The 21,561-nt window shown below is 62.7% G+C and carries 19 protein-coding genes; 16 read left to right on the top strand and 3 right to left on the bottom strand.

Going from position 1 to position 21,561, the window contains the following annotated elements; all coding sequences use genetic code 11:
• Window positions 1-34 precede the first annotated feature (34 nt).
• Window positions 35-826 (bottom strand): exodeoxyribonuclease III, encoded by a 792-nt coding sequence (xth, locus tag ASD01_RS16935; protein WP_034796671.1) that lies wholly within the window; start codon window positions 824-826, stop codon window positions 35-37.
• 206 nt (window positions 827-1,032) lie between these two features.
• Here xth and ASD01_RS16930 point away from each other — a divergent pair, with 206 nt between their 5' ends.
• Complete coding sequence (locus tag ASD01_RS16930) at window positions 1,033-2,496, top strand: phospholipase D-like domain-containing protein (protein ID WP_034796670.1); 1,464 nt, start codon at window positions 1,033-1,035, stop codon at window positions 2,494-2,496.
• 61 nt (window positions 2,497-2,557) lie between these two features.
• Here the strand turns inward: ASD01_RS16930 and erpA are convergent, their stop codons facing one another.
• Entirely contained in the window at window positions 2,558-2,890 is a 333-nt protein-coding gene (gene erpA, locus ASD01_RS16925) for an iron-sulfur cluster insertion protein ErpA (protein WP_034796669.1), read from the bottom strand.
• A 212-nt stretch (window positions 2,891-3,102) separates the two neighbouring features.
• Here erpA and ASD01_RS16920 point away from each other — a divergent pair, with 212 nt between their 5' ends.
• The 15 genes from ASD01_RS16920 to ASD01_RS16850 all read left to right on the top strand — a co-directional run bounded on the left by ASD01_RS16920 (window position 3,103) and on the right by ASD01_RS16850 (window position 20,446).
• Window positions 3,103-4,320: a deoxyguanosinetriphosphate triphosphohydrolase gene (locus ASD01_RS16920; protein WP_034796668.1), complete on the top strand. Its 1,218-nt coding sequence runs from the start codon at window positions 3,103-3,105 to the stop codon at window positions 4,318-4,320.
• A gap of 96 nt (window positions 4,321-4,416) precedes the next feature.
• Complete coding sequence (gene argS, locus ASD01_RS16915; RefSeq protein ID WP_034796661.1) at window positions 4,417-6,177, top strand: arginine--tRNA ligase; 1,761 nt, start codon at window positions 4,417-4,419, stop codon at window positions 6,175-6,177.
• A 63-nt stretch (window positions 6,178-6,240) separates the two neighbouring features.
• The gene (locus tag ASD01_RS16910; RefSeq protein WP_034796649.1) at window positions 6,241-9,132 is read left to right on the top strand and encodes an SPOR domain-containing protein; all 2,892 of its coding nucleotides are present in this window, start codon (window positions 6,241-6,243) and stop codon (window positions 9,130-9,132) included.
• 154 nt (window positions 9,133-9,286) lie between these two features.
• Window positions 9,287-10,303, top strand: coding sequence for a beta-N-acetylhexosaminidase (gene nagZ / locus ASD01_RS16905; RefSeq protein ID WP_034796757.1), 1,017 nt, complete (start codon window positions 9,287-9,289; stop codon window positions 10,301-10,303).
• Between the two features lie 53 nt (window positions 10,304-10,356).
• Window positions 10,357-11,223 (top strand): segregation and condensation protein A, encoded by an 867-nt coding sequence (locus ASD01_RS16900; RefSeq protein WP_034796647.1) that lies wholly within the window; start codon window positions 10,357-10,359, stop codon window positions 11,221-11,223.
• Window positions 11,216-11,944: an SMC-Scp complex subunit ScpB gene (gene scpB, locus ASD01_RS16895; RefSeq protein WP_034796646.1), complete on the top strand. Its 729-nt coding sequence runs from the start codon at window positions 11,216-11,218 to the stop codon at window positions 11,942-11,944. Before ASD01_RS16900 ends, scpB begins: the two co-directional genes overlap by 8 nt.
• An 82-nt stretch (window positions 11,945-12,026) precedes the next feature.
• Complete coding sequence (locus ASD01_RS16890; protein ID WP_060644185.1) at window positions 12,027-13,139, top strand: ABC transporter ATP-binding protein; 1,113 nt, start codon at window positions 12,027-12,029, stop codon at window positions 13,137-13,139.
• Window positions 13,140-13,230: 91 nt separating this feature from the next.
• Entirely contained in the window at window positions 13,231-13,437 is a 207-nt protein-coding gene (locus ASD01_RS16885) for a twin-arginine translocase TatA/TatE family subunit (protein WP_034796642.1), read from the top strand.
• A gap of 74 nt (window positions 13,438-13,511) precedes the next feature.
• Window positions 13,512-14,228, top strand: coding sequence for a Sec-independent protein translocase protein TatB (gene tatB, locus ASD01_RS16880; protein WP_034796640.1), 717 nt, complete (start codon window positions 13,512-13,514; stop codon window positions 14,226-14,228).
• Complete coding sequence (tatC, locus tag ASD01_RS16875) at window positions 14,225-15,067, top strand: twin-arginine translocase subunit TatC (RefSeq protein WP_034796629.1); 843 nt, start codon at window positions 14,225-14,227, stop codon at window positions 15,065-15,067. Before tatB ends, tatC begins: the two co-directional genes overlap by 4 nt.
• A 46-nt stretch (window positions 15,068-15,113) precedes the next feature.
• Window positions 15,114-16,397: a serine--tRNA ligase gene (gene serS, locus ASD01_RS16870; RefSeq protein WP_034796627.1), complete on the top strand. Its 1,284-nt coding sequence runs from the start codon at window positions 15,114-15,116 to the stop codon at window positions 16,395-16,397.
• Window positions 16,398-16,423: 26 nt separating this feature from the next.
• Window positions 16,424-17,194: a 5'/3'-nucleotidase SurE gene (gene surE, locus ASD01_RS16865; protein ID WP_034796625.1), complete on the top strand. Its 771-nt coding sequence runs from the start codon at window positions 16,424-16,426 to the stop codon at window positions 17,192-17,194.
• Window positions 17,191-17,844, top strand: coding sequence for a protein-L-isoaspartate(D-aspartate) O-methyltransferase (locus ASD01_RS16860; RefSeq protein ID WP_034796623.1), 654 nt, complete (start codon window positions 17,191-17,193; stop codon window positions 17,842-17,844). Before surE ends, ASD01_RS16860 begins: the two co-directional genes overlap by 4 nt.
• 216 nt (window positions 17,845-18,060) lie before the next feature.
• Entirely contained in the window at window positions 18,061-18,705 is a 645-nt protein-coding gene (locus tag ASD01_RS16855; protein ID WP_034796617.1) for a hypothetical protein, read from the top strand.
• 187 nt (window positions 18,706-18,892) lie between these two features.
• Window positions 18,893-20,446 (top strand): LysM peptidoglycan-binding domain-containing M23 family metallopeptidase, encoded by a 1,554-nt coding sequence (locus ASD01_RS16850; protein ID WP_034796615.1) that lies wholly within the window; start codon window positions 18,893-18,895, stop codon window positions 20,444-20,446.
• Between the two features lie 116 nt (window positions 20,447-20,562).
• Here ASD01_RS16850 and ASD01_RS16845 read toward each other — a convergent pair whose 3' ends face one another.
• A complete protein-coding gene (locus ASD01_RS16845; protein ID WP_034796613.1) occupies window positions 20,563-21,432 on the bottom strand; it encodes an ATP-binding protein in 870 nt (289 codons plus the stop codon).
• Between the last annotated feature and the right edge of the window lie 129 nt (window positions 21,433-21,561).

Below are 21,561 nucleotides of genomic sequence, written 5' to 3'. Positions count from 1 at the left end.
CCAGGGACCATTCTCCACACTGGAAAAACGCGCCTTAAGCGGGCGCGAACGCAAACGTCCCGATGACGGGCACGTGGTCCGAAGGCTTCTCCCAGGCGCGGACATGCTTGTCGATGGATGTCGACACCAGCCGATCGGTCGCCTCCGGCGACAGCATCAAATGGTCGATGCGGATGCCGAAATTTTTCGGCCAGCAGCCGGCCTGATAATCCCAGAACGTATAGAGCGGCACAGTGTCCGACGTCGCGCGCACAGCGTCGGTGAAGCCGAGGTTGCGCAGCCGGCGAAATGCGGCGCGCGTTTCCGGCAGGAAGAGGGCATCGTTCTGCCAGACCTTGATATCCCAGCAGTCGTGTTCCTCGGGGATGACGTTGTAGTCGCCGGCAAGGATGAAGGGTTCTTCGAGCAACAGGCGCTGCTTCGCATAGGCCTCCAGCCGGCGCATCCAGGCGAGTTTGTAGGGATATTTCTCGCTGTCGACGGGGTTTCCGTTCGGAAGGTAGAGCGAGCAGACGCGGATCACGCCGCCTTCGACCGAGAAGACACCTTCGATGAAACGTGACTGTTCGTCCGTATCGTCACCAGGCAGGCCGCGATTGACCTCGTCCGGCCGCAGCTTGGAAAGCAGCGCGACGCCATTGAAGCCCTTCTGGCCGTGTGTTTCGACATGATAGCCAAGCGCCTCGATCTCGAGGCGCGGAAAGCCGTCGTCGACCGATTTGATCTCCTGCAGGCAGACGATATCCGGTCCGCTTTCCTTCAGCCAGGCCAGCAGGCTGTCGATTCGCGCCTTGACGCCATTGATGTTCCAGGTGGCAATCTTCATGGCTCGAAACGCCCTTCCATGTCGGTTAAGTCCTTGGCGGGGTCATTTCTAGCCGCTCCGGATTCTTTTGACAAATCCGTTACCTGCGGGTTTTCAACAGCGCGCGCGAGCAGCACCGACGCTTCCCATGAGGGGGCAGCGGTCGATACGGTATACGCTGCAGGCGTCGAATTGATTCCGCCCGTTGGCGGGCTATAGTCCCGCCCATGATCGATCTCGTGCAGAATTATTGGCCGCATATCCTGGCGCTTTTGTCCTTCGCGCTGGGCATTCCTGCCGCCATTCATGCCGCGATGACGAAGGACGACGTGCGCGCCGCGGCGGGCTGGGTCGGTGTCGTCCTGCTTTCGCCGATCGTCGGCGCGCTGATCTATGCCGTTGCCGGAATCAACCGTATCCGGCGCTCCTCGATCGGCTCGCAACGCGCTCTGTTGCGCGGGCAGGGGCCGGATCAGTTCGGCCGCTTCGACGTTTCGGATGCCGACATATCGGTGCAGTTCGGAGAACGATTTGCGGCGATGAAGATCCTCGGCGACCGCGTTTCACGCCATCGTATGTGCACGGGCAACCGTATTTCGGTGCTCGCCGGCGGCGATGCCGTCTATGCCGCGATGCTGGAAGCGATCGCCGGCGCCCGGCGCTCGATCCTGCTCGAAAGCTATATCTTCGATCGCGACGTCATCGGCCTGCGCTTTGCAGACGCCCTGATCGCGGCGGTGGCGCGGGGTGTCGAGGTGCGGGTGCTGATTGACGCCGTAGGCGCGCGCTACTCGGTGCCGAGCATTGTCGGTCATCTTGAGGCGGCGGGCGTTCCGACGGCGGTTTTCAACGGCAACATCATCATGGGGCTACGGCTGCCCTATGCCAACCTGCGCACGCACCGCAAGATCCTCGTGGTCGACGGTCAGGTTGCCTTTGCCGGCGGCATGAACATCCGGGTGGGTTTCACCAGCGAGATCGCCGGTCAGGCGCCGGCACAGGATACGCATTTCCGCATGGCCGGACCGGTGGTCGCCGATATCTTCCAGGTCTCGTCCGAAGATTGGCAATTCTCAAGTGGCGAGGTTCTGGCGGGCCCCGCATGGGCGATCGAAGAGGCACCGCTGCCGGCGGATGGGCCGTCGGTACTGATGCGCGCCGTGCCATCCGGACCTGACGCCACCAATGAGACCAATCACAAGATGCTCATGGGGGCGTTTTCGGTCGCGCAGAAGAATATCCGCGTGATGTCACCCTATTTCCTGCCGGACCGCGAACTGATCAGCGCGCTCGTCACCGCCGCGCGCCGCGGCGTCGAGGTGGATATCATCGTTCCCGCAGTCAACAATCTGCTGCTGGTCGACAGGGCGATGACTGCGCAGTTCGATCAGGTGCTGAAGGGCCATTGTCGCGTCTGGCGGGCGAAGGGCGCCTTCAACCACTCCAAGCTTTTGACCGTGGACGAGCGTTGGGCCTATGTCGGGTCTACCAATCTCGACCCACGCTCCCTGCGCCTCAACTTCGAATTCGACTTGGAGGTTCTCGACCGTGGTTTCGCCGAGGCGATCAATGGCACGATCTCCGACATTCTCGCCTCAGCCGAGCCCGTTACGCTCGAAAGGCTGCGCAAAAAGTCTTTCGCGGATCGATTGGCGAACCGCATTCTCTGGCTCGGATCGCCCTATCTCTGACGCAAACGGCTCCGTTCGTTGTTGAAACGGAGCCGGCTAAGAGAGACGTGGGGCGCTGGCGTCAGATGGAAAAACTCGTTCCGCATCCGCAGCTTGCAACCGCGTTCGGATTCTTGATCTGAAACGACTGGCCGAGCAGGTTGTCGACGAAGTCGATTTCCGAGCCGCCCATATAGACGAGCGACAGGCTGTCGATCAGGACCTTGGCTTCGTTCTTTTCCAGCACCAGGTCGTCGTCATTGCTGCTGTCGACCAGGTCGAACTTGTAGGAAAAGCCCGAGCAGCCGCCGCCCTCGACGGACACTCGCATGGCGTTGTTGTGGCTGTCTGAACGCAGGATCGTGGCGATCCGCTTCGCTGCAGCGTCCGAGAGGGTCACGGTTTCATGCGTCATATCTGCCTCCTGCCGGGGTCAAGAACCGGAGAGAATTGCCCTGTGTTAAAGCATGCGATCTGGTCGGTTTCGGGGCCTCTTTCAAGACCCGCGGCCAAGCCGTTGCTTCCGCTTGCGGAATCGGTCGATCTTGCATCACGCGTTTCCGTAGCTTTCACTATAGGTATGAAGGCTTGAATGTCCCGTCAATGGGACGACGAATTAGGTGGAAGATGACATTCGACAAAAATGCGCTCGGCTTCGGTTATGGTGAACATGCGCCGTTCGCGTCGAATCCCTGGATGACGCGCGGCAGGCTCTTTCCCGAAGCGACGAGCGCGACGCGCTCCGATTTTCAGCGCGACCGCGACCGCATCGTGCACACCACTGCGTTTCGCCGCCTGAAGCACAAGACGCAGGTCTTCATTGCCGCTGACGGCGATCACTACCGCACCCGTCTGACGCACACGATCGAGGTGGCGCAGATTGCCCGGGCTCTGGCGCGCGCGCTCAAGCTCGACGAAGATCTGGCCGAAGGCGTCGCTCTCGTGCATGATTTCGGCCACACGCCCTTTGGCCATACGGGCGAGGATGCCCTTCACGAGATGCTGAAGCCCTATGGCGGCTTCGATCACAATGCCCAGTCGCTGCGCATCGTCACCAAGCTCGAGCGGCGCTACGCCGAGTTCGACGGGTTGAACCTGACCTGGGAGAGCCTGGAAGGTCTGGTCAAGCACAACGGGCCGTTGCTGACCGCGGACGGTGAGGGCACGCGAGGGCCCGTGCCGCAGCCGATCCTCGACTATTGCGCGCTGCATGATCTGGAACTGGCGAGTTTTGCGAGCCTCGAAGCGCAGGTCGCGGCCATTGCTGATGATATCGCCTACAACACCCATGATATCGATGACGGTCTGCGGGCTGGCTATCTCACCTTCGAAATGCTCGAAGACGTGCCGTTTCTCGCGCGCCTGATGCGCGAGGTCCATGACCGCTATCCCGGTCTTGAAAGCAGCCGCTTCACGCATGAGATCATGCGGCGTCAGATTACCGCGATGGTCGAGGACGTCATCGGCGTCGCGCAGCAACGGATCGGCGAGATAAGGCCGCAAAGTGCTGCCGATGTGCGCCAGGCCGGCACCGTGATGGCAACCTTCTCTGAGGAGATGGGCGAGACGGACAAGCAGATCAAGCGCTTGCTGATGACCCGGATCTACCGGCACCCGGAAGTCATGCGCGTGCGCGAAAATGCAGCCTCGATCGTCTGCGATCTCTATCATGCCTTCATGGACGACCCGCAGCTGATGCGTGAGCACTATTGGATCGACCAGATTGCCGGCATGGCGGAGCCGGCGCGGGCGCGGCACGTCGGCGACTACCTCGCCGGCATGACCGACACTTTTGCGATCAGCGTGCACAAGCGCTTGTTTGACCATACGCCCGATTTGCGCTAGGGACCCCCCGCCCGGAGGCTTGCGGTTCGGCCGAACCGAGCCTCCTTTTTGAGTTTTGCGCCGGTCACTTGTGGCCGGGAAAAGCGGACGGATCAGATGAATCTCTTCACGGACTTCGAATCAAGAATTAAGGACATTCTCGAAACGCTTGAAAGCGTTCGAGAAAAGCGATCCGAGCTTGACTTCGGCCGTGTCAATGTCGAGCCGCCACGTGATCCGAGCCATGGTGATGTTGCGACCAATGCTGCGATGGTGCTGGCAAAGCCGCTCGGCATGAATCCTCGCGCGCTTGCCGAACTCATCGTCGAGAAGCTCAAGCAGGATCCGGAAGTCACCGACGTCTCCGTCGCCGGTCCGGGCTTCATCAACGTCCGCCTTTCTGTTTCCTACTGGCAGAAGCTGCTGTCGGGCATGGCGCGTGCGGGCGTCGACTACGGCCGTAGCGCTGTCGGTGGTGGCCGCAAGGTCAACGTCGAATACGTATCGGCCAACCCGACCGGCCCGATGCATGTCGGCCATTGCCGCGGAGCCGTTGTCGGCGACGCGCTGGCCAACCTTTTGGCCTTCTCCGGCTATGAGGTCACGAAGGAATACTACATCAACGATGCGGGGTCGCAGATCGACGTTCTCGCGCGGTCCGCATTCCTGCGTTATCGCCAGGCGCTGGGCGAAGAGATCGGCGAGATCCCGCCGGGCCTTTATCCGGGCGACTATCTCGTGCCGGTCGGCGAGGCGCTCGCCGACGAATTCGGCACGAGCCTCAGGCTGATGCCTGAAGACAAGTGGATGCCGCTCGTCAAGGACCGGACGATCGACGCGATGATGGCGATGATCCGCGAGGATCTCGCGGCGCTGAACGTCAATCACGACGTCTTCTTCTCCGAGCGCACGCTGCACGCGAACGGTGCTGCCGCCATCCGCACGGCGATCAACGACCTGACCTTCAAGGGCCACGTCTACAAGGGCACCCTGCCGCCGCCGAAGGGCCAGCTGCCGGAAGATTGGGAAGACCGCGAGCAGACGCTGTTCCGTTCGACCGAGGTCGGCGACGATATCGACCGGCCGCTGATCAAGTCGGACGGCAGCTATACCTACTTCGCCGCCGACGTTGCCTACTTCAAGGACAAGTTCGACCGCGGCTTCGACGAGATGATCTATGTGCTCGGTGCCGACCATGGCGGCTACGTCAAGCGCCTGGAAGCGCTGGCGCGCGCGGTCTCCGGCGGTTCGTCGAAGCTTACGGTTCTGTTGTGCCAGCTGGTCAAGCTCTTCCGCGACGGCGAGCCGGTGAAGATGTCGAAGCGCTCCGGCGACTTCGTCACGCTGCGCGATGTCGTCGATGAAGTCGGCCGCGATCCGGTGCGCTTCATGATGATCTACCGGAAGAACTCGGAACCGCTCGACTTCGACTTTGCTAAAGTAACAGAACAGTCGAAGGATAACCCGGTCTTCTATGTGCAGTATGCGCATGCGCGCTGCCGCTCGGTCTTCCGCCAGGCCGCGGACGCATTCCCGGATCTGAACCTCGAATCGGTCGATCTCGCCAGTGCCGTTCTGGGCCAGATCACGGATCCGACGGAGCTCCAGCTCGTCGCCAAGCTCGCAGAATATCCGCGAGTCATCGAGGCTGCGGCACTGGCTCAGGAGCCGCATCGCATCGCGTTTTACCTGTATGATCTTGCCGCCGCCTTCCACGCACATTGGAACAAAGGTAAAGAGAATCCGGAATTACGTTTTGTTAACGATAAAAATAGAGAATTAAGTACTGCCAGACTCGGGCTGGTGCATGCTGTCGCTTCGGTATTGAAATCCGGCCTGTCTATTACAGGCACCTCCGCACCGGAGGAAATGCGATAAGTATTGTCACCATTTTCCCACAATGCACTGGCACAGCGATACAGGCAATTGTGAGTGGAGAGCATGGCAGACAAACAATTCGCACGAAGCGGGCCGGCTGAATTCGATGTATTGGCAGACGATGATCCGTTGGCCGAACTCGCCCGGATCGTCGGTTACGATGCCCGGCCGGCCGTCCAGCAGTTGCAGGAACTGCAGCGACACCAGGAGGCGGTGCGTCAAGACCCCGCCTTCGATCTCGAAGACGAACTGCTTCGCGCGTTCGACAGCTACGACGCGCCGCGGTCCGCGCCGCAGCCGGCTCCAATCCAGCCGGCTCCGATCGAAGAGCCCCGGTTCGAGCCGGTAGCCGAACACGTCGTCGTTCACGAAGAGCCGGTGGCGGAGCCCGTCGCCGAGCTTGAAGAGCCGGTGTTCGTCCAGCCCGAACGCGTCGAAGCGGCGCCAGCCCCCGTCGCTGACGAGGACTATGCCGAGGTTCACGCCTTCTCCGTGGCGCCGCAGGTTGCCGAAGACGACAACGCCGAGGCCGTCGTCGACGAGCCGGCGTTCGATCTTGAGCGCGAACTCGAGTTGTCGCTTGGCGAAGCCGATCTGTTGTCGGACGACGTTGCCGAGGTTGCGGCGCACGTCGAACCGCAGGATATCGATCCGCGTGATCAGTTCGTCGATGCATGGCAGGCGCCGGCCGTCGAAGCCGCTCCGGTCTGGGCCGAGCCAGCTCCGGTTGCGGATGCATTTTCGGCCTATGAACAGCCGCGCTTCGATGTCGCGGCCGAAGAGCGTGAAATTGAGCCTTCCTATCAGGAAGACGTGGGCGCAGCTCAGGCAGTCGTCGAGCAGGATGCTGGCCGCGACGATCTTCTGGCGGACATAGAACGGTTCCCGGTTCCGCCGGTCTCAGCGATGGTTGCCGCTGCGGTCCAGTCGCATCCGGCTCTGCATGTGGAAACACAGCCCGTCGTGGCGCCGGTGGTCACGCCAGCGCTTGCCACTGCCGCTCCCATAAAGAAGAGCCCTTATCCCTTTACGCCCACCTTCAGCCGTGCGACGCCGGTTGCGTCCGCCTCGGGCGCCAGCCAGCAGCGTGCCTTTGCCGGCCCGTTGGTATCGTCTGTCGCAGCACCGGTGGCCGCTGTCGCAGCGCCGGTTGCTGCAGTGGCTGCTGCCCCCGTTCAGGTCGCGGAACCCTTGGTCGAGGTGGCCAAGCCAATTGCGCAGCCGGAGCACGAGCCGAGCTTCGACATCGAGAACTTCGAAATTGAGCTCTCCGACGAGGCGCTGAAGCTCGACTTCGCAGACGTCACCGTAGATGAGCCGGTCGTTGCTGCCGTCGTACCGCAAGCACCGGTGCAGCCGGTCGCGCAGGCGGCCGTTCCGCAGCGCGAGCCGGAGCGGTTCGTCGAGCCTTACGTCGCTCCCGCGCCGGTCGAGCGCCAGGAAGCACAGCCCGAGAGCACGCTGCCCTTCGATCCGTCGATGATTGCCGAAGCCGAGAACGGCGTCGCCCCGATCGCGGATATGGACGTGCCGCAGCTGCCGGTTATAGAGACCGAGAAGCCGGTCGCTTATCCGGCCGACTACGATCTCGACATCGACGCGGAAATGGCCCAGCTCTTCGGAACGCCGGCTCCGGTCAAGGAAAGCCGTCCGGCGGCCGTCGAAAAAGTGGAGCCGGCCCGTCCGGCACCGGCCGCTGCCGCTGCTCCGGCCTTCGGTCAGGGTTCGCTTGACGATTTCGACGAGTTTGAAAAGGCGATGGAAGAAGACTTCCGCCGCTCGATCGTCGAGCGTCCGGCGGTTGCCCGCGATGCCGAACGGCTTTCAGCGGCGCAGAGCCAGCAGGATGCCGGCGAATACCGCGAATATGGCACCGGCCGTCGCTCGCAGCGCACGATGTTGCTGGCAGCAAGCGTTGCCGGCGTCATCATCCTTGGTGGCGCTGCCGTCTACGCCTGGATGGGCGGTAGCGGCGCGGTCAGCTCGGCCGAAGGCCCGAAGATCATTCTGGCCGACAAGGCCCCGGTCAAGGTCGTGCCCGAGGAAAAGGGCGGCAAGACCGTGCCGAACCAGGACAAGGCGGTTTATGACCGCGTTGCCGGTGCTCAGGCTGGTGCCCCGCAGCAGGAAGCCCTGGTGTCTTCGACCGAGGAGCCGATGGATGTCGTCCAGAGGACGCTGACGCCGGAGACCCTGCCGCTCGAAGGCAGCAACGAGGCCGAAACTCTGCAGACGGCATTGCCCAACGAAGAGGACGGCGATCGCCTGCTGCCGGATGGTGCCAACGGCGAGACCGCTGCCCAGGAAGAAGACAAGACGCCGGCCGTCGCACCGAGGAAGGTGCGCACGATGATCGTCAAGCCGGATGGAACGCTGGTTGCTCGCGAAGAGCCGGTTGCAGCACCGGCGACCGATGTCGCTGGCACGACCCAGCCGCTGCCCGCAACGCCTTCGAATGAAGTTGCTGCTGCAGGCCAGGCTGCAGCCAACACCGACCAGGTTGCGCTTGCCGCAACGGGTAACGCCAACATCGAACAGGTTCCGGTGCGCAGCGTCACGACGACGGCTTCTGCCGGTGGCGACAAGGCGCCGACGCCGCAGACCCGTCCGGCCGCACAGCCTGCCGAAATCGCCCGTCCGGCGGAAGAGCAGGCCGCTCTCCCGGCTGAGACGCAGCCTGCGCAGCAGGTTGCCACGGCATCGGTTCCGGCCGGTGGCTACTTCATCCAGGTCGCATCTCTGCCGTCGGAAGCCGAGGCGCAGAAGTCCTACAACAGCCTTTCGAGCAAGTTCGGAAGCGTCATCGGCGGCCGCGGCGTCGACATCCGCAAGGCGGAGATCGCCGGCAAGGGTACCTACTACCGCGTCCGCATCCCGGCCGGTTCGAAGGACGAGGCCAATGCCCTTTGCTCCAAGTACAAGGGCGCCGGCGGAAGCTGCCTGGTTACCAAGTAAACGGGCATAATGATCGAGTTGACGAAGGGCGCGGCCGAGAAGGCCGCGCCCTTCGCGTTTTCGGGCTTCCGATTGCCCCATGACCTTGTGCATGAGTGGGGGGGCGCTGTCTTTGTGGCTTCGCGCCGGGCAGCCCGCGCTCTATGCTTTTGGGATGAGCGAATCAAAAGCATTTATCTCCGGCTGCAAGGGCCTTTCCCTCACGAGCGACGAGCGCGATTTCTTTGCAGGAGAACGCCCCTGGGGCTTCATCCTCTTCGGTCGCAACATTGGCGAGGAGCAGCAGATCTCGGATCTGGTGGCAGCCCTTCGCGACAGCATCGGCAATCCCAATGCGCCCGTGCTCATCGACCAGGAAGGCGGACGCGTTCAGCGCATCCGCCCACCGCTCGTTCAGCAGTATCCGAATGGCGCGGCGATCGGCGAAATCTACCGCCGCGACGCGAAGCTCGGTCTGCGCGCCGCCTGGCTGATGGGACGCCTGCACGCCTTTGACCTGATGCGCTTCGGCATCACCGTCGATTGCCTGCCTGTGCTCGACGTGCCCGTGCCCGGCAGCCACGACGTCATTGGCAATCGCGCCTATGGGCACGATCCCGAGACCGTCACGGCTATCGGCCGTGCGATGGGCGAGGGGCTGAAGGCCGGCGGCATGCTGCCTGTAATGAAGCATATGCCGGGCCACGGACGCACCTTCGTCGACTCGCACCACAACCTGCCTGTCGTCAGCGCCACATTCGATGAGCTTGCCGCGAGCGACTTCCTGCCCTTCGTTGCGATGAAGGACGAGGTGATGGCGATGTCGGCGCACATGGTGTTCACCACGATCGACCCGGACAATCCGGCGACCACCTCTGCGAAGGTCGTGCGCGAGATCATTCGCGGCCATATCGGTTTCGACGGCCTGCTGATGTCGGATGACGTGTCAATGAACGCGCTTGCCGGCGACATGACGACCCGCGCGCGCAACATCATTGCTGCGGGACTTGATCTCGTCTTGCATTGTCATGGCATAATGGAGGAAATGAAGGCCGTCGCGGATGTCGTGCCGGTTCTGGCCGGCGAAAGCTTGCGCCGGGCGCGGGCCGCCGAAGCCGCGTTCCGGGCGCCTGACGGTGCGAGCGAAGTCGATCTGCGGGCGGAGTTCAATGCCCTGTTTGCAACCGTCTGAGGCAAACAGAGGCTGACGGCAAACAGGGACTGAAGGAAAGGATCGGGCTGCCAGTGAGCAATGCGGGCGAAAGACAAGGCAAGCCTGCGTCGAAGGCGCCGTTGGAGCCCTTGTGGCAGGATGAGACTGCCGAGCGCGGACTGCATGAGGAAGCGCTGGTGGTCGACATCGCCGGCTTCGAAGGTCCGCTCGACCTGCTGCTGCATCTCGCCCGAAGCCAACGCGTCGACCTTTCGCGCATTTCCGTCCTGGCGCTCGCCGAACAGTACATCGCCTTTATCGAACGCGCGCGCAGCATCCGCATCGAGCTTGCGGCCGATTACCTCGTCATGGCGGCGTGGCTCGCCTATCTGAAGTCGCGGCTGCTGATCCCGCAGCAGGCGAAGGATGACGGTCCTACCGGCGAGGAGATGGCCTCGGCGCTGGCCTTCCGGCTCAAGCGGCTGGAAGCGATGCGCGAGGCGGCGACGCGGCTCATCAACCGAAACCGGCTCGGCCGGGACGTTTTCGTCCGAGGCGCACCGGAGCATATCGTCACCGAGAGGAAATCCGGTTTCGACGCTTCGCTCTACGATCTGCTGAGCGCTTATGCGGGCCTGCGCCAACGACAGGCGATCACCCAGGTGACAATCGAGAAGCGCCACGTCTGGTCGCTGTCCGATGCGCGGCTGATCCTGGCCCGCATGATCGGTGGTCTCGACGACTGGACTGCGCTCGATCATTTTCTCGTGCGCTACATGACGACGCCGAAGGAGAGAGCGACGGCAATCGCCAGCTCCTTTGCCGCGTCGCTCGAAATGGTTCGTGAGGGCCGCCTGGAGATCCGCCAAGAGGAGGCCTTCGCGCCGATCTATCTCCGGCGCGGACCAAATCCGATCGATGCGGAGACTCTCGCCGAGATGGAGGCAGCCCGTGGCTGAAGCCCAGAAGTACCTGCCTGGCGTTCCCGACGAGGAGGACGAGATCGAAACGGCATCCCTCGACCCCCGGCTGGAGCAGGAAGCCGAGCGGATCGCCGAAGCCCTGGTGTTCGCTTCGGCGCAGCCGGTGTCCGAGGCCTATATCGATAGCCGGTTGCCGCGTGGCGCCGATGTCCGCACGATCATGCTGCGGCTTAAAGCCGTTTACGCGACGCGCGGCGTCAACCTCGTTCAGGTGGCCGACCATTGGGCCTTCCGCACGGCCGCCGATCTCTCTTTCGTCGTTCAGACCGACGAACAGGAGGTCCGCAAGCTTTCAAGGGCAGCCCTCGAGGTTCTGTCGATTATCGCCTACCATCAGCCGGTTACGCGCGCCGAGATCGAGGATATCCGCGGCGTGCAGACCTCGAAGGGTACGCTCGACGTGTTGATGGAGGCGGGCTGGGTCCGGTTCCGCGGGCGCCGGCGCACACCGGGGCGTCCGGTGACCTTCGGTACGACGCGCGACTTCCTCGATCACTTCGGGCTTGAGGAACTGCGCGACCTGCCGGGCATCGAGGAATTGAAGGGCGCCGGGCTGCTCTCCGGCCGCGTGCCTTCGAACCTCAACATCCCCGTTCCGACCGGCGACGACGAACTGGCCGAGAACGAGGATCCGATCACCCAGCTCGACCTGGAGGAACTGGGGCTCTTGACACCGAAGGGCGAAGAAGCCGATTAGAAAAACCTGATTATAGATATCGGCTTTCCATGGCGTCGGGGCCCGCTGACCCTGCGCCATTGGTGTCAAGGAATGCAAGAGCATGGTTTCAGATCCGCAGGACGCTCCCGTCATGACCACGCGACGGACAGCGGGCGTCTCCTTCGCGGCGAGCCTGACCTTCGAAGATATTCACCACAGCTATCACGCCAAGGAAACGATCAAGGGCGTCAGCCTCGCGGCAAAGGCCGGGGAGGTCCTTTGCCTGCTCGGGCCTTCGGGATCCGGCAAGACGACCCTGCTGCGTATCGCCGCGGGTATCGAGAGGCAGAGCGCTGGGCGTCTGATGCTCAATGGCCAGGAAATCTCCGGCCCCTCTGTCTTCCTGCCGCCGGAAAAGCGTGGCGTCGGGCTGATGTTTCAGGACTTTGCGCTTTTCCCGCACATGACGATCCGCGACAACGTCCGTTTCGGTCTGACGGCGATCCCCAAGAAGGAAGGTCTGATCCAGGCGGATGCGGCGCTCGAGCGTGTCGGCCTGTCGCACTATGCCGATCTGTATCCGCACGTGCTTTCCGGCGGCGAGCAGCAGCGCGTAGCGCTTGCCCGCGCGCTCGCGCCGCGCCCGGCGGTGCTGCTCATGGACGAACCATTTTCCGGCCTCGACTCGCGCCTGAAGGATTCGATCCGTTCCGATACGCTGGCGATCCTCAGGGAAACGCGGGCAACGGCTATCGTCGTCACGCATGACGCCGAAGAGGCGATGCGCATGGCGGATCGCATCGCGCTCCTGAAGGACGGGCGCCTCGTTCAGGTCGGAACGGCCGACGAACTCTACCGCGAGCCGAGGGACCTTTTTGCCGCCGGCTTCTTCTCGGAGATCAACGTCTTCGATGCGCAGGTTCGTGGCGGCCGCGTCGAAACGCCGGTCGGAAGCGTTGCAGCCGGCCCCCATCCGGAAGGCAAGCGCCTCTCGGTGGCCGTCAGGTTGTCTGGAGTGCGCGTCGGCGAAGAGGATGGCGACATTCCCGCCCGCATTCTCTCCCGTCGCTTCATCGGCGTGGTCGAGCTTCTGGAGCTCGCCGTGCCGCGTTGTGAGGAGGTGGTTCGGGCGCGCATCAGGGCGGACCGATTGCCGCATGGATTGCGTGATGTAATGCTTTCAGTTAACGAGCGGGATATATTACTGTTTGAAAAAAGCAGTTCGGCATCTTAGGTTCTGTCACAACGAGACGCGTGCTTGAGGCACGCCTGAAAATTGACATGTGATAGAGCCTAAATCGGGGAAGGCTCAGAGGAGTAAGAGCATGGGTTCGTTAAGCATTTGGCACTGGCTGATCGTTCTGGTCGTGGTGCTGCTCTTGTTCGGTCGCGGTAAGATCCCCGAACTGATGGGTGACGTTGCTAAGGGCATCAAGAGTTTCAAGAAGGGCATGTCCGACGATGAGGCGGCTGCTACCGACAAGACGCTCGACAGCAAGACCGTTGACCACAAGTCTGACGAAGTTCGCTAACAGTCTGGTGTCGGTGAAGCCTGTCCGGTGTCCATACCGGGCTGGCGGCATCAAGGGTTTGCAGGACATATCGCATGCTTGATATCGGCTGGACCGAGCTCGTCGTCATCGCAATCGTTCTGATCGTGGTTGTCGGGCCGAAAGACCTTCCGCCAATGTTGCGGGCTTTCGGCCGCATGACCTCGAAGATGCGCGGCATGGCATCGGAATTCCGTCAGCAGTTCGATGAAGCGCTGCGCGAAGCGGACCTTGACGAGGTTCGAAAGACCATCAGCGACGCGCAAAGTCTCAATCCGGCTAATGCGTTGCGCGATGCAATCAATCCGCTGCGCCAGATGGGCAACGATATCAAGGCGGACCTGCAGAAGGCGGCTACACCCGACCAGCCTGCGACACCGAACACCGTCGACACGGTTTCCGCCGTCGAACCGGCGGTTGCGCCGGCCGCGGTCGAAGCCAAGCCCGCAGATGCGGTTGCCGCTGCGGCAATCGGTTCGGCCAATCGCCAGATCGAGCGCGCAGAGGTCGCATCCGTACCGGCAGAAAAGCCGAAGCGTGCGACCAGGACGAAGGCCGATGCGACGCCGGCTGTAAAGAAGGCCGCGCCCAAGTCGACAACGGCAGCGCTCAAGACGGCAACAGCTGCATCCAAGTCGGCCACGGCAAAGTCTGCTGCCAAGGCGACCGCGAAGCCGGCCACTGAAAAGAAAAAAGTGACGCCGACGGTGGCGGAGCCTGCTGCCAAGACGTCAAAGCCGCGCACCAGCGCGCGCAAGAAAGGTGAAGCATGAGCGGCGATATCGAGGACCGGCCGCAGCCGCTGATCGAGCATCTGATCGAATTGCGCAGGCGCCTGATGTGGGCCATCGGCGCGTTCTTCGCTGCGTTCCTCGTCTGCTTCTACTTCGCCAAGGGCCTGTTCAACCTTCTGGTGCTGCCGTTCAAATGGGCCGTGAGCTGGGCGGGCCTCAACCATCGCAATGTCGAGCTCATCTACACGGCGCCGCAGGAGTTCTTCTTCACCCAGATTAAGGTGGCAATGTTCGGTGCGCTGGTCATCGCCTTTCCTGTAATCGCGGCACAGATCTACAAGTTCGTTGCACCGGGGCTCTATAAGAACGAGCGCGCGGCGTTTCTACCGTTCCTGGTCGCGTCACCGCTCCTGTTTCTGCTCGGCGGCGCGCTTGTCTATTTCTTCTTCACCCCGATGGTGATGTGGTTCTTCCTGGCCATGGAGCAGGGCGGTGGCGAAGGGCAGGTGGCCATTCAGCTCCTGCCGAAGGTCTCGGAGTATCTCAGCCTGATCATGTCGCTGGTCTTCGCCTTCGGCCTTGTCTTCCAGCTCCCGGTCATCACCACGCTTCTTGCCCGCGTCGGCTTCGTGAGCTCGCAGGGTCTTGCCGAGAAGCGCAAATACGCGATCGTAATCGCCTTCGTTGTCGCGGCCGTGCTCACGCCGCCGGACCCGATTTCCCAGATCGGCCTTGCGCTGCCAGCCATCCTTCTCTACGAAATTTCGATCTATACGGCGCGACTCGTCGAAAGGCAGCGGGCAGCGGACGCGCTCAAGAGCGAGGCTGCCGAGTCGCAGGAAGGATCTTCCGGAGAGGTCGGCCCCGCCAAGGGCTGAGCATTCGAGATTTCGCGCCGTGATCTGACCAACGCGTGGAACGAAAATGCTTGATATCAAATGGATCCGTGAGAATGCCGAGATGCTGGACGCCGCCCTGGCGAAGCGGGGCGCGGAGCCTTTGTCGGCATCTCTGATCGCGCTCGACGAACGCCGCCGTACGAACCTTCAGGCGCTGCAGGACATGCAGTCGCGCCGCAATGCGGCCTCGAAGGATATCGGCGCGGCCATGGCGCAGAAGAATGCCGAGCTCGCCGACAAGCTGAAGGCCGAGGTTGCCGACCTGAAGAACGCCATGCCGGCGCTCGAAGAGGACAGCCGCAGAATCGAGGCCGAGCTCAACGACGCCCTCTCGCGCATTCCGAACATCCCGCTGGACGATGTACCCGTCGGTGCCGACGAGACCGGCAACGTCGTCAAGAGCGTGGTTGGCAAGAAGCCCACCTGGAACCACCAGCCGCGCGAGCACTTTGAAATCGGCGAAGCGCTCGGGCTGATGGATTTCGAGGGTGCGGCCCGCATTTCCGGTTCGCGCTTCACGATCCTGAAGGGCCAATTGGCGCGGCTCGAGCGCGCGCTCGGCCAGTTCATGCTCGACCTGCACACCCAGGAACATGGTTACACCGAAGTGCAACCGCCGCTTCTGGTGCGCGACGATGCGATGTATGGCACCGGCCAGCTGCCGAAATTTGCCGAAGACCTCTTCCGCACCACGGATGGCCGTTGGCTGATTCCGACGGCGGAAGTGCCGCTGACCAACATCGTCCGGGAGCAGATCCTGGAAGGCGAAAAGCTGCCGCTGCGTTTCACCGCGCTGACGCCATCCTTCCGCTCGGAAGCAGGTTCGGCCGGTCGCGATACCCGCGGCATGCTGCGCCAGCACCAGTTCAACAAGGTGGAACTGGTCTCGATCACCGATGCCGAAACGTCCGTTGCCGAACACGAGCGCATGACCGCCTGCGCAGAGGAGGTGCTGAAGCGCCTCGGCCTGCACTACCGCGTCATGACCCTTTGCACCGGCGACATGGGCTTTGGCGCCCGCAAGACCTACGACCTCGAGGTCTGGCTGCCGGGTCAGGATACGTTCCGCGAGATTTCGTCCTGCTCGGTCTGCGGCGATTTCCAGGCGCGCCGCATGAACGCCCGCTACCGCACCAAAGAAGACAAGGGAACCCGCTTCGTTCACACGCTGAACGGTTCGGGCGTTGCCGTCGGCCGCGCGCTCATCGCCGTCATCGAGAACTATCTGAATGACGATGGTTCGATATCGGTGCCGGACGTGCTGGTCCCCTACATGGGCGGCCAGACGCGCATCGAAAAGGTAGCCTGAGCGAACGTCGAGGGGAGTGCGGCATCATGCGGATCCTGCTGACAAACGATGACGGCATTCACGCCGAGGGCCTGTCGGTACTTGAACGCGTCGCCCGGACGATTTCGGACGATGTGTGGGTCGTTGCGCCCGAAGCGGACCAGAGCGGCCTTGCCCATTCGCTGACCCTGTCGGAGCCATTGCGGCTGCGACAGATCGCGGAAAAGCGCTTCGCACTTCGCGGCACGCCGACCGATTGCGTCATCATGGCCGTCCGCAAGGTGCTCGATCGCAAGCCCGATCTCGTGCTGTCCGGCGTCAACATCGGCGCCAACATGGCCGACGACGTGACCTATTCCGGTACCGTCGCCGGCGCCATCGAAGGAACGTTGCAGGGCATCCGCTCGATCGCGCTGAGCCAGGCCTACAATCACGCCGTCGGAAAGACCGTTCCGTGGGATGTCGTCGAAACGCACGCGCCGGCCTTGGTCCGCAAGCTGATGAAGGTGGATCTGCCTGACGGCACGCTGCTCAACGTCAACTTCCCCAATTGCTCGGCGGACGCTATTGCCGGTACGGAGGTGACGTCGCAAGGCAAGCTCGACTTCGGCCTGTCGATCGACGAGCGAACCGATGGCCGCGGCTTTCCCTATTTCTGGCTGCGTTTCGGCGAACGCTTCGGCGATTTCCGCGCCGGAACCGACATTCACGCCCTGCGTGAAAACATGATCTCGGTCACGCCGCTCAAACTCGACCTTACCGACTACAGTGTCCAGGATCGCCTGGCGCGGGCGCTCAACGAGGGAGCCGTTGCTTGAGTGCGCGGGTGACCGAACAGGAAGGCTTTGCCAAGATGGTGCTGCGTCTGCGCGCCGAAGGCATCACCAACCATGATCTGTTGAAGGCGGTTGAGCAGACGCCGCGAAGCCATTTCGCGCCGCCGCAGTACCAGGCCGAAGCCCATTCGCAGCGGACGATCCCGCTCGATTGCGGTTCGTTCATGGAGGGATACGACTTTGCGGTCCGTCTGCTGCACAGTCTCAATCTGAAATCCGGCCAGCGTGTTCTCGAAGTCGGCACCGGCAGCGGCTTCACCGCCGCGGTCATGGGACGCGTTGCCGAGCGGGTGCTGACGATCGACCGCTATCAGACGCTCGTCGGCATGGCCCAGAAGAACCTCGAAAAAACAGGTGTTCGCAATGTCATCGTCCGGCATGCCGACGGCAGTGCCGGCGTGCCGGGTGAGGGCACCTTCGACCGGATCCTGATCACCGCCGCCTTCAACAGTCTGCCGCGCATGTTTTCGGATCACCTCGTTTCGGGCGGCACCCTGCTGGTTCCGATCATGATGAGCGAGACCCATTGCCGGGTCGTGCGCGTCAGCCGCACGGGCAGCCGCTTCGATCGCGAGGATCTGTTCGACGCGCCTTACCTTCCGATCGTGCAGCAGTTGGCGTCGTTTCTCTAAACGTTGAATTCTCGTCCGCGCGGGTTTGAATTCCCGTTCGCGCGGGTGAGCAGCGCCGGTCGCGCCTGCGTCGATTGTTAACGATCCCTTAACTTCCTCCAGCCTCGCGCAAGCTTCGGGCCATACGCCTGCCGTGCACGGACAGGGTTCCGCGTGCGAGTCGTCGCTTGCCTTGCGACGTCGGCGGACACCGGTCGCGAGGTACGGAGACGGCACATGCAGATCGCGAACAGGTTGACGGCGGCAGCATCCGGCGACGGGCTGAACAATCTTGCCGGGCGCAATGCCGGCCAGACGAATTCCGCGGGCAAGGATGAGCAGGCGGCGCAGGCGCTTGCCGCGACCTTCTTTGATCCGACGCCACGCATCTCGCTTTCGGCCGATGCCCTGCTTTATCTAGGCCAGACGAAGAAGGGATCCGACGGCCAGCCGGCGCTCACCCGCGAGGAATGGAACAACCGCCTGTCGCCGCAACTGGCCTCGCGCGAGTACCAGGCCTTCGGCAAGTTTCTCGATTCCGGCGATCACCAAGCCTATTACAAGAACTTCATCGACTACTACGACGGCCTTCGTCCGGAGGACCAGAACAGTTTGCGCTATTTCGGGACACGCGAGGCGGCGGTGGCCGGTCTGCGGTCGCTCGAATATGAAGAAGCAAGCGGTGCGGACGGAGACGCGGCGTTCCAGACTTTGGTGAGCGTCCTGCTCGACGAAGACAAGACGGCGCAGTCCGAAACCCTGGCGCAGCCGGCCGGTCGCCAGATTTTTGCCTGGGACCTGACGAGCATCAGCTACGAAGAGGACCAGACGGAGCGGCGATCCGTGTCCGAGATCGAGCGCCTCTATTCCGAACTGATCTAGCGCTAGGCTCCTCGTGCTCGGGCGGCAGCTGTGACGCTGCCTCTAGCATGCCCTTGACGGGCGACGGTCGACCTATGGTTAGCATTTGGTCAAATTAGTCCTTTGGTGGGGTCTGCCTTAACCACGCGGTAACTCTAATACGCTTTAATCAATCCACATCGAGTTGCGTTCGGAGTGGGTAAGCGTCATGCGTAAGTTTGTATCTCCCGGGGTTGGAAAGTCGACGATCCGCCTTTGCGTGGCGGTCCTGCTGGCAGGCGTCGCAACAGGCTGCAGTTCGGATGCAAGCCGGTTTGACGGCCTGTTCTCCCGGTCCGACAACATCACCACAAATTCCATCCCCCGAGACGCAACGCCGGTCCCGCGCGGCGATGTGTCCGTCGGTCAGATGGCGGCAGCGCCGGTTGATAACCGTGGTTCAGTCCTCGGTCAGCCCTATCCGGCGGCAGCTGGGCAGGGTGCCTACGATCCGGTAAACACGGCCTCCACGCCCGTATCCAACGCCCGCGTCGCCTCGACCCCGATCTCCGTTCAGCGCACCACTCTGGCTGACCCGAGCGCTGCTGGAAACCAGCGCGCTGAAGCCCAGCCGTTCCCGGCAGCACGCCAGCAGGCCGCACTCGCCACGCAGCAGACGCTTCCCGCAACGGTCAAGGAAACCGCAAGCAAGAGCGGCTGGACGACGCAGAACGCTCCGACGATCATGGTTCGCCCGGGTGACAATGTCGCCGTTCTCTCCAAGCGTTTTGGTGTCCCGGAAAAGGAAATCCTGAAGGCCAACGGTCTGCAGTCCGCGGCGCAGGTCGAGACCGGTCAGCGTCTCGTCATCCCGACCTTCGGCGTCGCAGGTAGCGCTGCCAAGGCGGCAGCCACGAACTCGATCGCCGATCTCGATGGCAACAGCCGCCAGCCGTCGCCGCTGCCGGTCAACCAGCGCGACGTTGCGATCCTGCCGGGTTCGGCCCAGTCCCGCGAAAAGGGTGAAGGCAAGTCTGACGTCGTTGCAGGCAAGCCGGCAACGAACGGCGAGGGCGCCGGCGGTGGATCCTACACCGTCAAGCCGGGCGACTCGCTCAACCGAATCGCCAAGACGACGGGCGTATCCGTTGCCGCCCTCAAGCAGGCAAACGGCCTGACGGCCGAATCGATCCGCGTCGGCCAGACGCTGCAGCTGCCGGGCGCAAATGGTGCCGCTCCGGATCAGCTCAAGACGGCCTCGGTTCCCAAGAAGGCCGAGCAGCCGCAGGTTGCCTCGCTCGACAAGAACAAGCCGGCTGAATACCAGGCGCCGGTTGCTAAGCAGAGCGTCAGCGAAGTCGCCAGCAAGACGACGGATATCGACGACGATTCTCCGAAGTCGACCGGCATCAGCAAGTACCGCTGGCCTGTGCGCGGCGCAGTCGTCGCCGGCTACGGCGCCAATGTCGACGGCAACCGCAACGACGGTATCAACATCTCGGTGCCCGAGGGCACGCCGATCAAGGCGGCTGAAAACGGTGTCGTTATTTATTCGGGCAGCAGCCTGAAGGAACTCGGCAACGCCGTCCTGGTGCGCCACGACGACGGCACGGTCACGGTTTATGGTAACGCTTCCGAACTCAAGGTTCAGCGCGGCCAGAAGGTTCAGCGCGGCCAGACGCTCGCTGCTTCGGGCATGACCGGCCGGGCAAGCCAGCCGCAGGTTCACTTCGAGGTGCGCAAGAACGCCACCGCGGTAAACCCGGCGACCTTCCTCGAATAGTCTCGATCGGTCGCAAAGCCGATCCGGATCCGGTGTTTGCACCGCTTGCCCTCTCGGGCAGGCGGTGCTTTCTATTTCAGGATGTCGGTAAGGCGTGCGGTTCGCGACGCGCCCGGTTACCCGTCGAGCCTGTGGCGCAGGCGGCCGGCGAGATCCTGGATGAACTGCCAGGCGACGCGGCCGGACCTTGCGCCACGGGTCGTTGCCCATTCCAGCGCTTCGGCGTGCAAGGTGTCGCGATCGAGCTTGAAGCCATAGTGCGCGGCATAGCCGTCGATCATCGCCAGATAGTCGTCCTGGCTGCACTTGTGGAAGCCGAGCCACAGGCCGAAACGGTCGGACAGCGAAACCTTCTCCTCGACCGCTTCCGACGGGTTGATCGCGGTCGACTGCTCGTTCTCCATCATATGCCGCGGCAGCAGGTGGCGCCGGTTCGAGGTGGCGTAAAGGAGCACGTTGGAAGGACGTCCCTCGACGCCGCCGTCGAGCACGGCCTTCAGCGACTTGTAGGACGTATCGTCGTGATCGAAGGACAGGTCATCGCAGAAGACGATAACCGGGACCGGTGCCGACTTCAGAATGTCCATCAGCGCCGGAAGTGTGGCAATATCTTCGCGATGCACCTCGACCAGCTTGACCGCAACACCGGTGTCGCGCGCAACCTGCGCATGAACCGATTTTACCAGCGAGGATTTGCCCATGCCGCGTGCGCCCCAGAGAAGCACGTTATTGGCCGTGTAGCCCTCGGCAAAACGCAGCGTGTTGTCGAGCAGGATGTCACGGACATGGTCGACCCCGGTGATCAGGGACAGTTCGATGCGGTTCGGCTTGGCGACCGGCTGCAGATGGTGTGTCGCCGGGGCCCAGACGAAGCACTCGGCAGCGGTCCAGTCGTTGGCTGCAGCGGCGGGTCCGGCCATGCGCTCGATCGCCGCGGAAAGCTTCTGCATTTCCCTGATGAGAACGTCGATCTTGGCTTCCGGCATATGTCTCTCTCCACTCGCTGAATCAGGTGTTTGGCCGTGCCGTCATGATTCGAGGCGGCGTGGCCCTGGTGTTTACCGTAACCGCGTCGCGGCCAGGTCCCACCAGAAACCCGGTAGCACGCAGGTTTA

The sequence above is a fragment of the Ensifer sp. Root423 genome, assembly GCF_001426275.1.
Lineage (GTDB): Bacteria > Pseudomonadota > Alphaproteobacteria > Rhizobiales > Rhizobiaceae > Ensifer > Ensifer adhaerens.
The sequence above is the reverse complement of the archived record's forward strand: the minus strand, read 5'-3'. Positions and strand labels throughout refer to the sequence as shown.

Bases quoted from the DNA above. Each gene is read 5' to 3' on its own strand.
- ASD01_RS16855 (WP_034796617.1), top strand. From the start codon at position 18,061: ATGCAGATCGCGAACAGGTTGACGGCGGCAGCATCCGGCGACGGGCTG.
- ASD01_RS16910 (WP_034796649.1), top strand. From the start codon at position 6,241: ATGGCAGACAAACAATTCGCACGAAGCGGGCCGGCTGAATTCGATGTA.
- serS (WP_034796627.1), top strand. From the start codon at position 15,114: ATGCTTGATATCAAATGGATCCGTGAGAATGCCGAGATGCTGGACGCC.
- tatB (WP_034796640.1), top strand. From the start codon at position 13,512: ATGCTTGATATCGGCTGGACCGAGCTCGTCGTCATCGCAATCGTTCTG.
- ASD01_RS16920 (WP_034796668.1), top strand. From the start codon at position 3,103: ATGACATTCGACAAAAATGCGCTCGGCTTCGGTTATGGTGAACATGCG.
- erpA (WP_034796669.1), bottom strand. From the start codon at position 2,890: ATGACGCATGAAACCGTGACCCTCTCGGACGCTGCAGCGAAGCGGATC.
- nagZ (WP_034796757.1), top strand. From the start codon at position 9,287: ATGAGCGAATCAAAAGCATTTATCTCCGGCTGCAAGGGCCTTTCCCTC.
- tatC (WP_034796629.1), top strand. From the start codon at position 14,225: ATGAGCGGCGATATCGAGGACCGGCCGCAGCCGCTGATCGAGCATCTG.
- ASD01_RS16850 (WP_034796615.1), top strand. From the start codon at position 18,893: ATGCGTAAGTTTGTATCTCCCGGGGTTGGAAAGTCGACGATCCGCCTT.
- ASD01_RS16885 (WP_034796642.1), top strand. From the start codon at position 13,231: ATGGGTTCGTTAAGCATTTGGCACTGGCTGATCGTTCTGGTCGTGGTG.
- surE (WP_034796625.1), top strand. From the start codon at position 16,424: ATGCGGATCCTGCTGACAAACGATGACGGCATTCACGCCGAGGGCCTG.
- argS (WP_034796661.1), top strand. From the start codon at position 4,417: ATGAATCTCTTCACGGACTTCGAATCAAGAATTAAGGACATTCTCGAA.
- ASD01_RS16845 (WP_034796613.1), bottom strand. From the start codon at position 21,432: ATGCCGGAAGCCAAGATCGACGTTCTCATCAGGGAAATGCAGAAGCTT.
- ASD01_RS16930 (WP_034796670.1), top strand. From the start codon at position 1,033: ATGATCGATCTCGTGCAGAATTATTGGCCGCATATCCTGGCGCTTTTG.
- xth (WP_034796671.1), bottom strand. From the start codon at position 826: ATGAAGATTGCCACCTGGAACATCAATGGCGTCAAGGCGCGAATCGAC.
- ASD01_RS16890 (WP_060644185.1), top strand. From the start codon at position 12,027: ATGGTTTCAGATCCGCAGGACGCTCCCGTCATGACCACGCGACGGACA.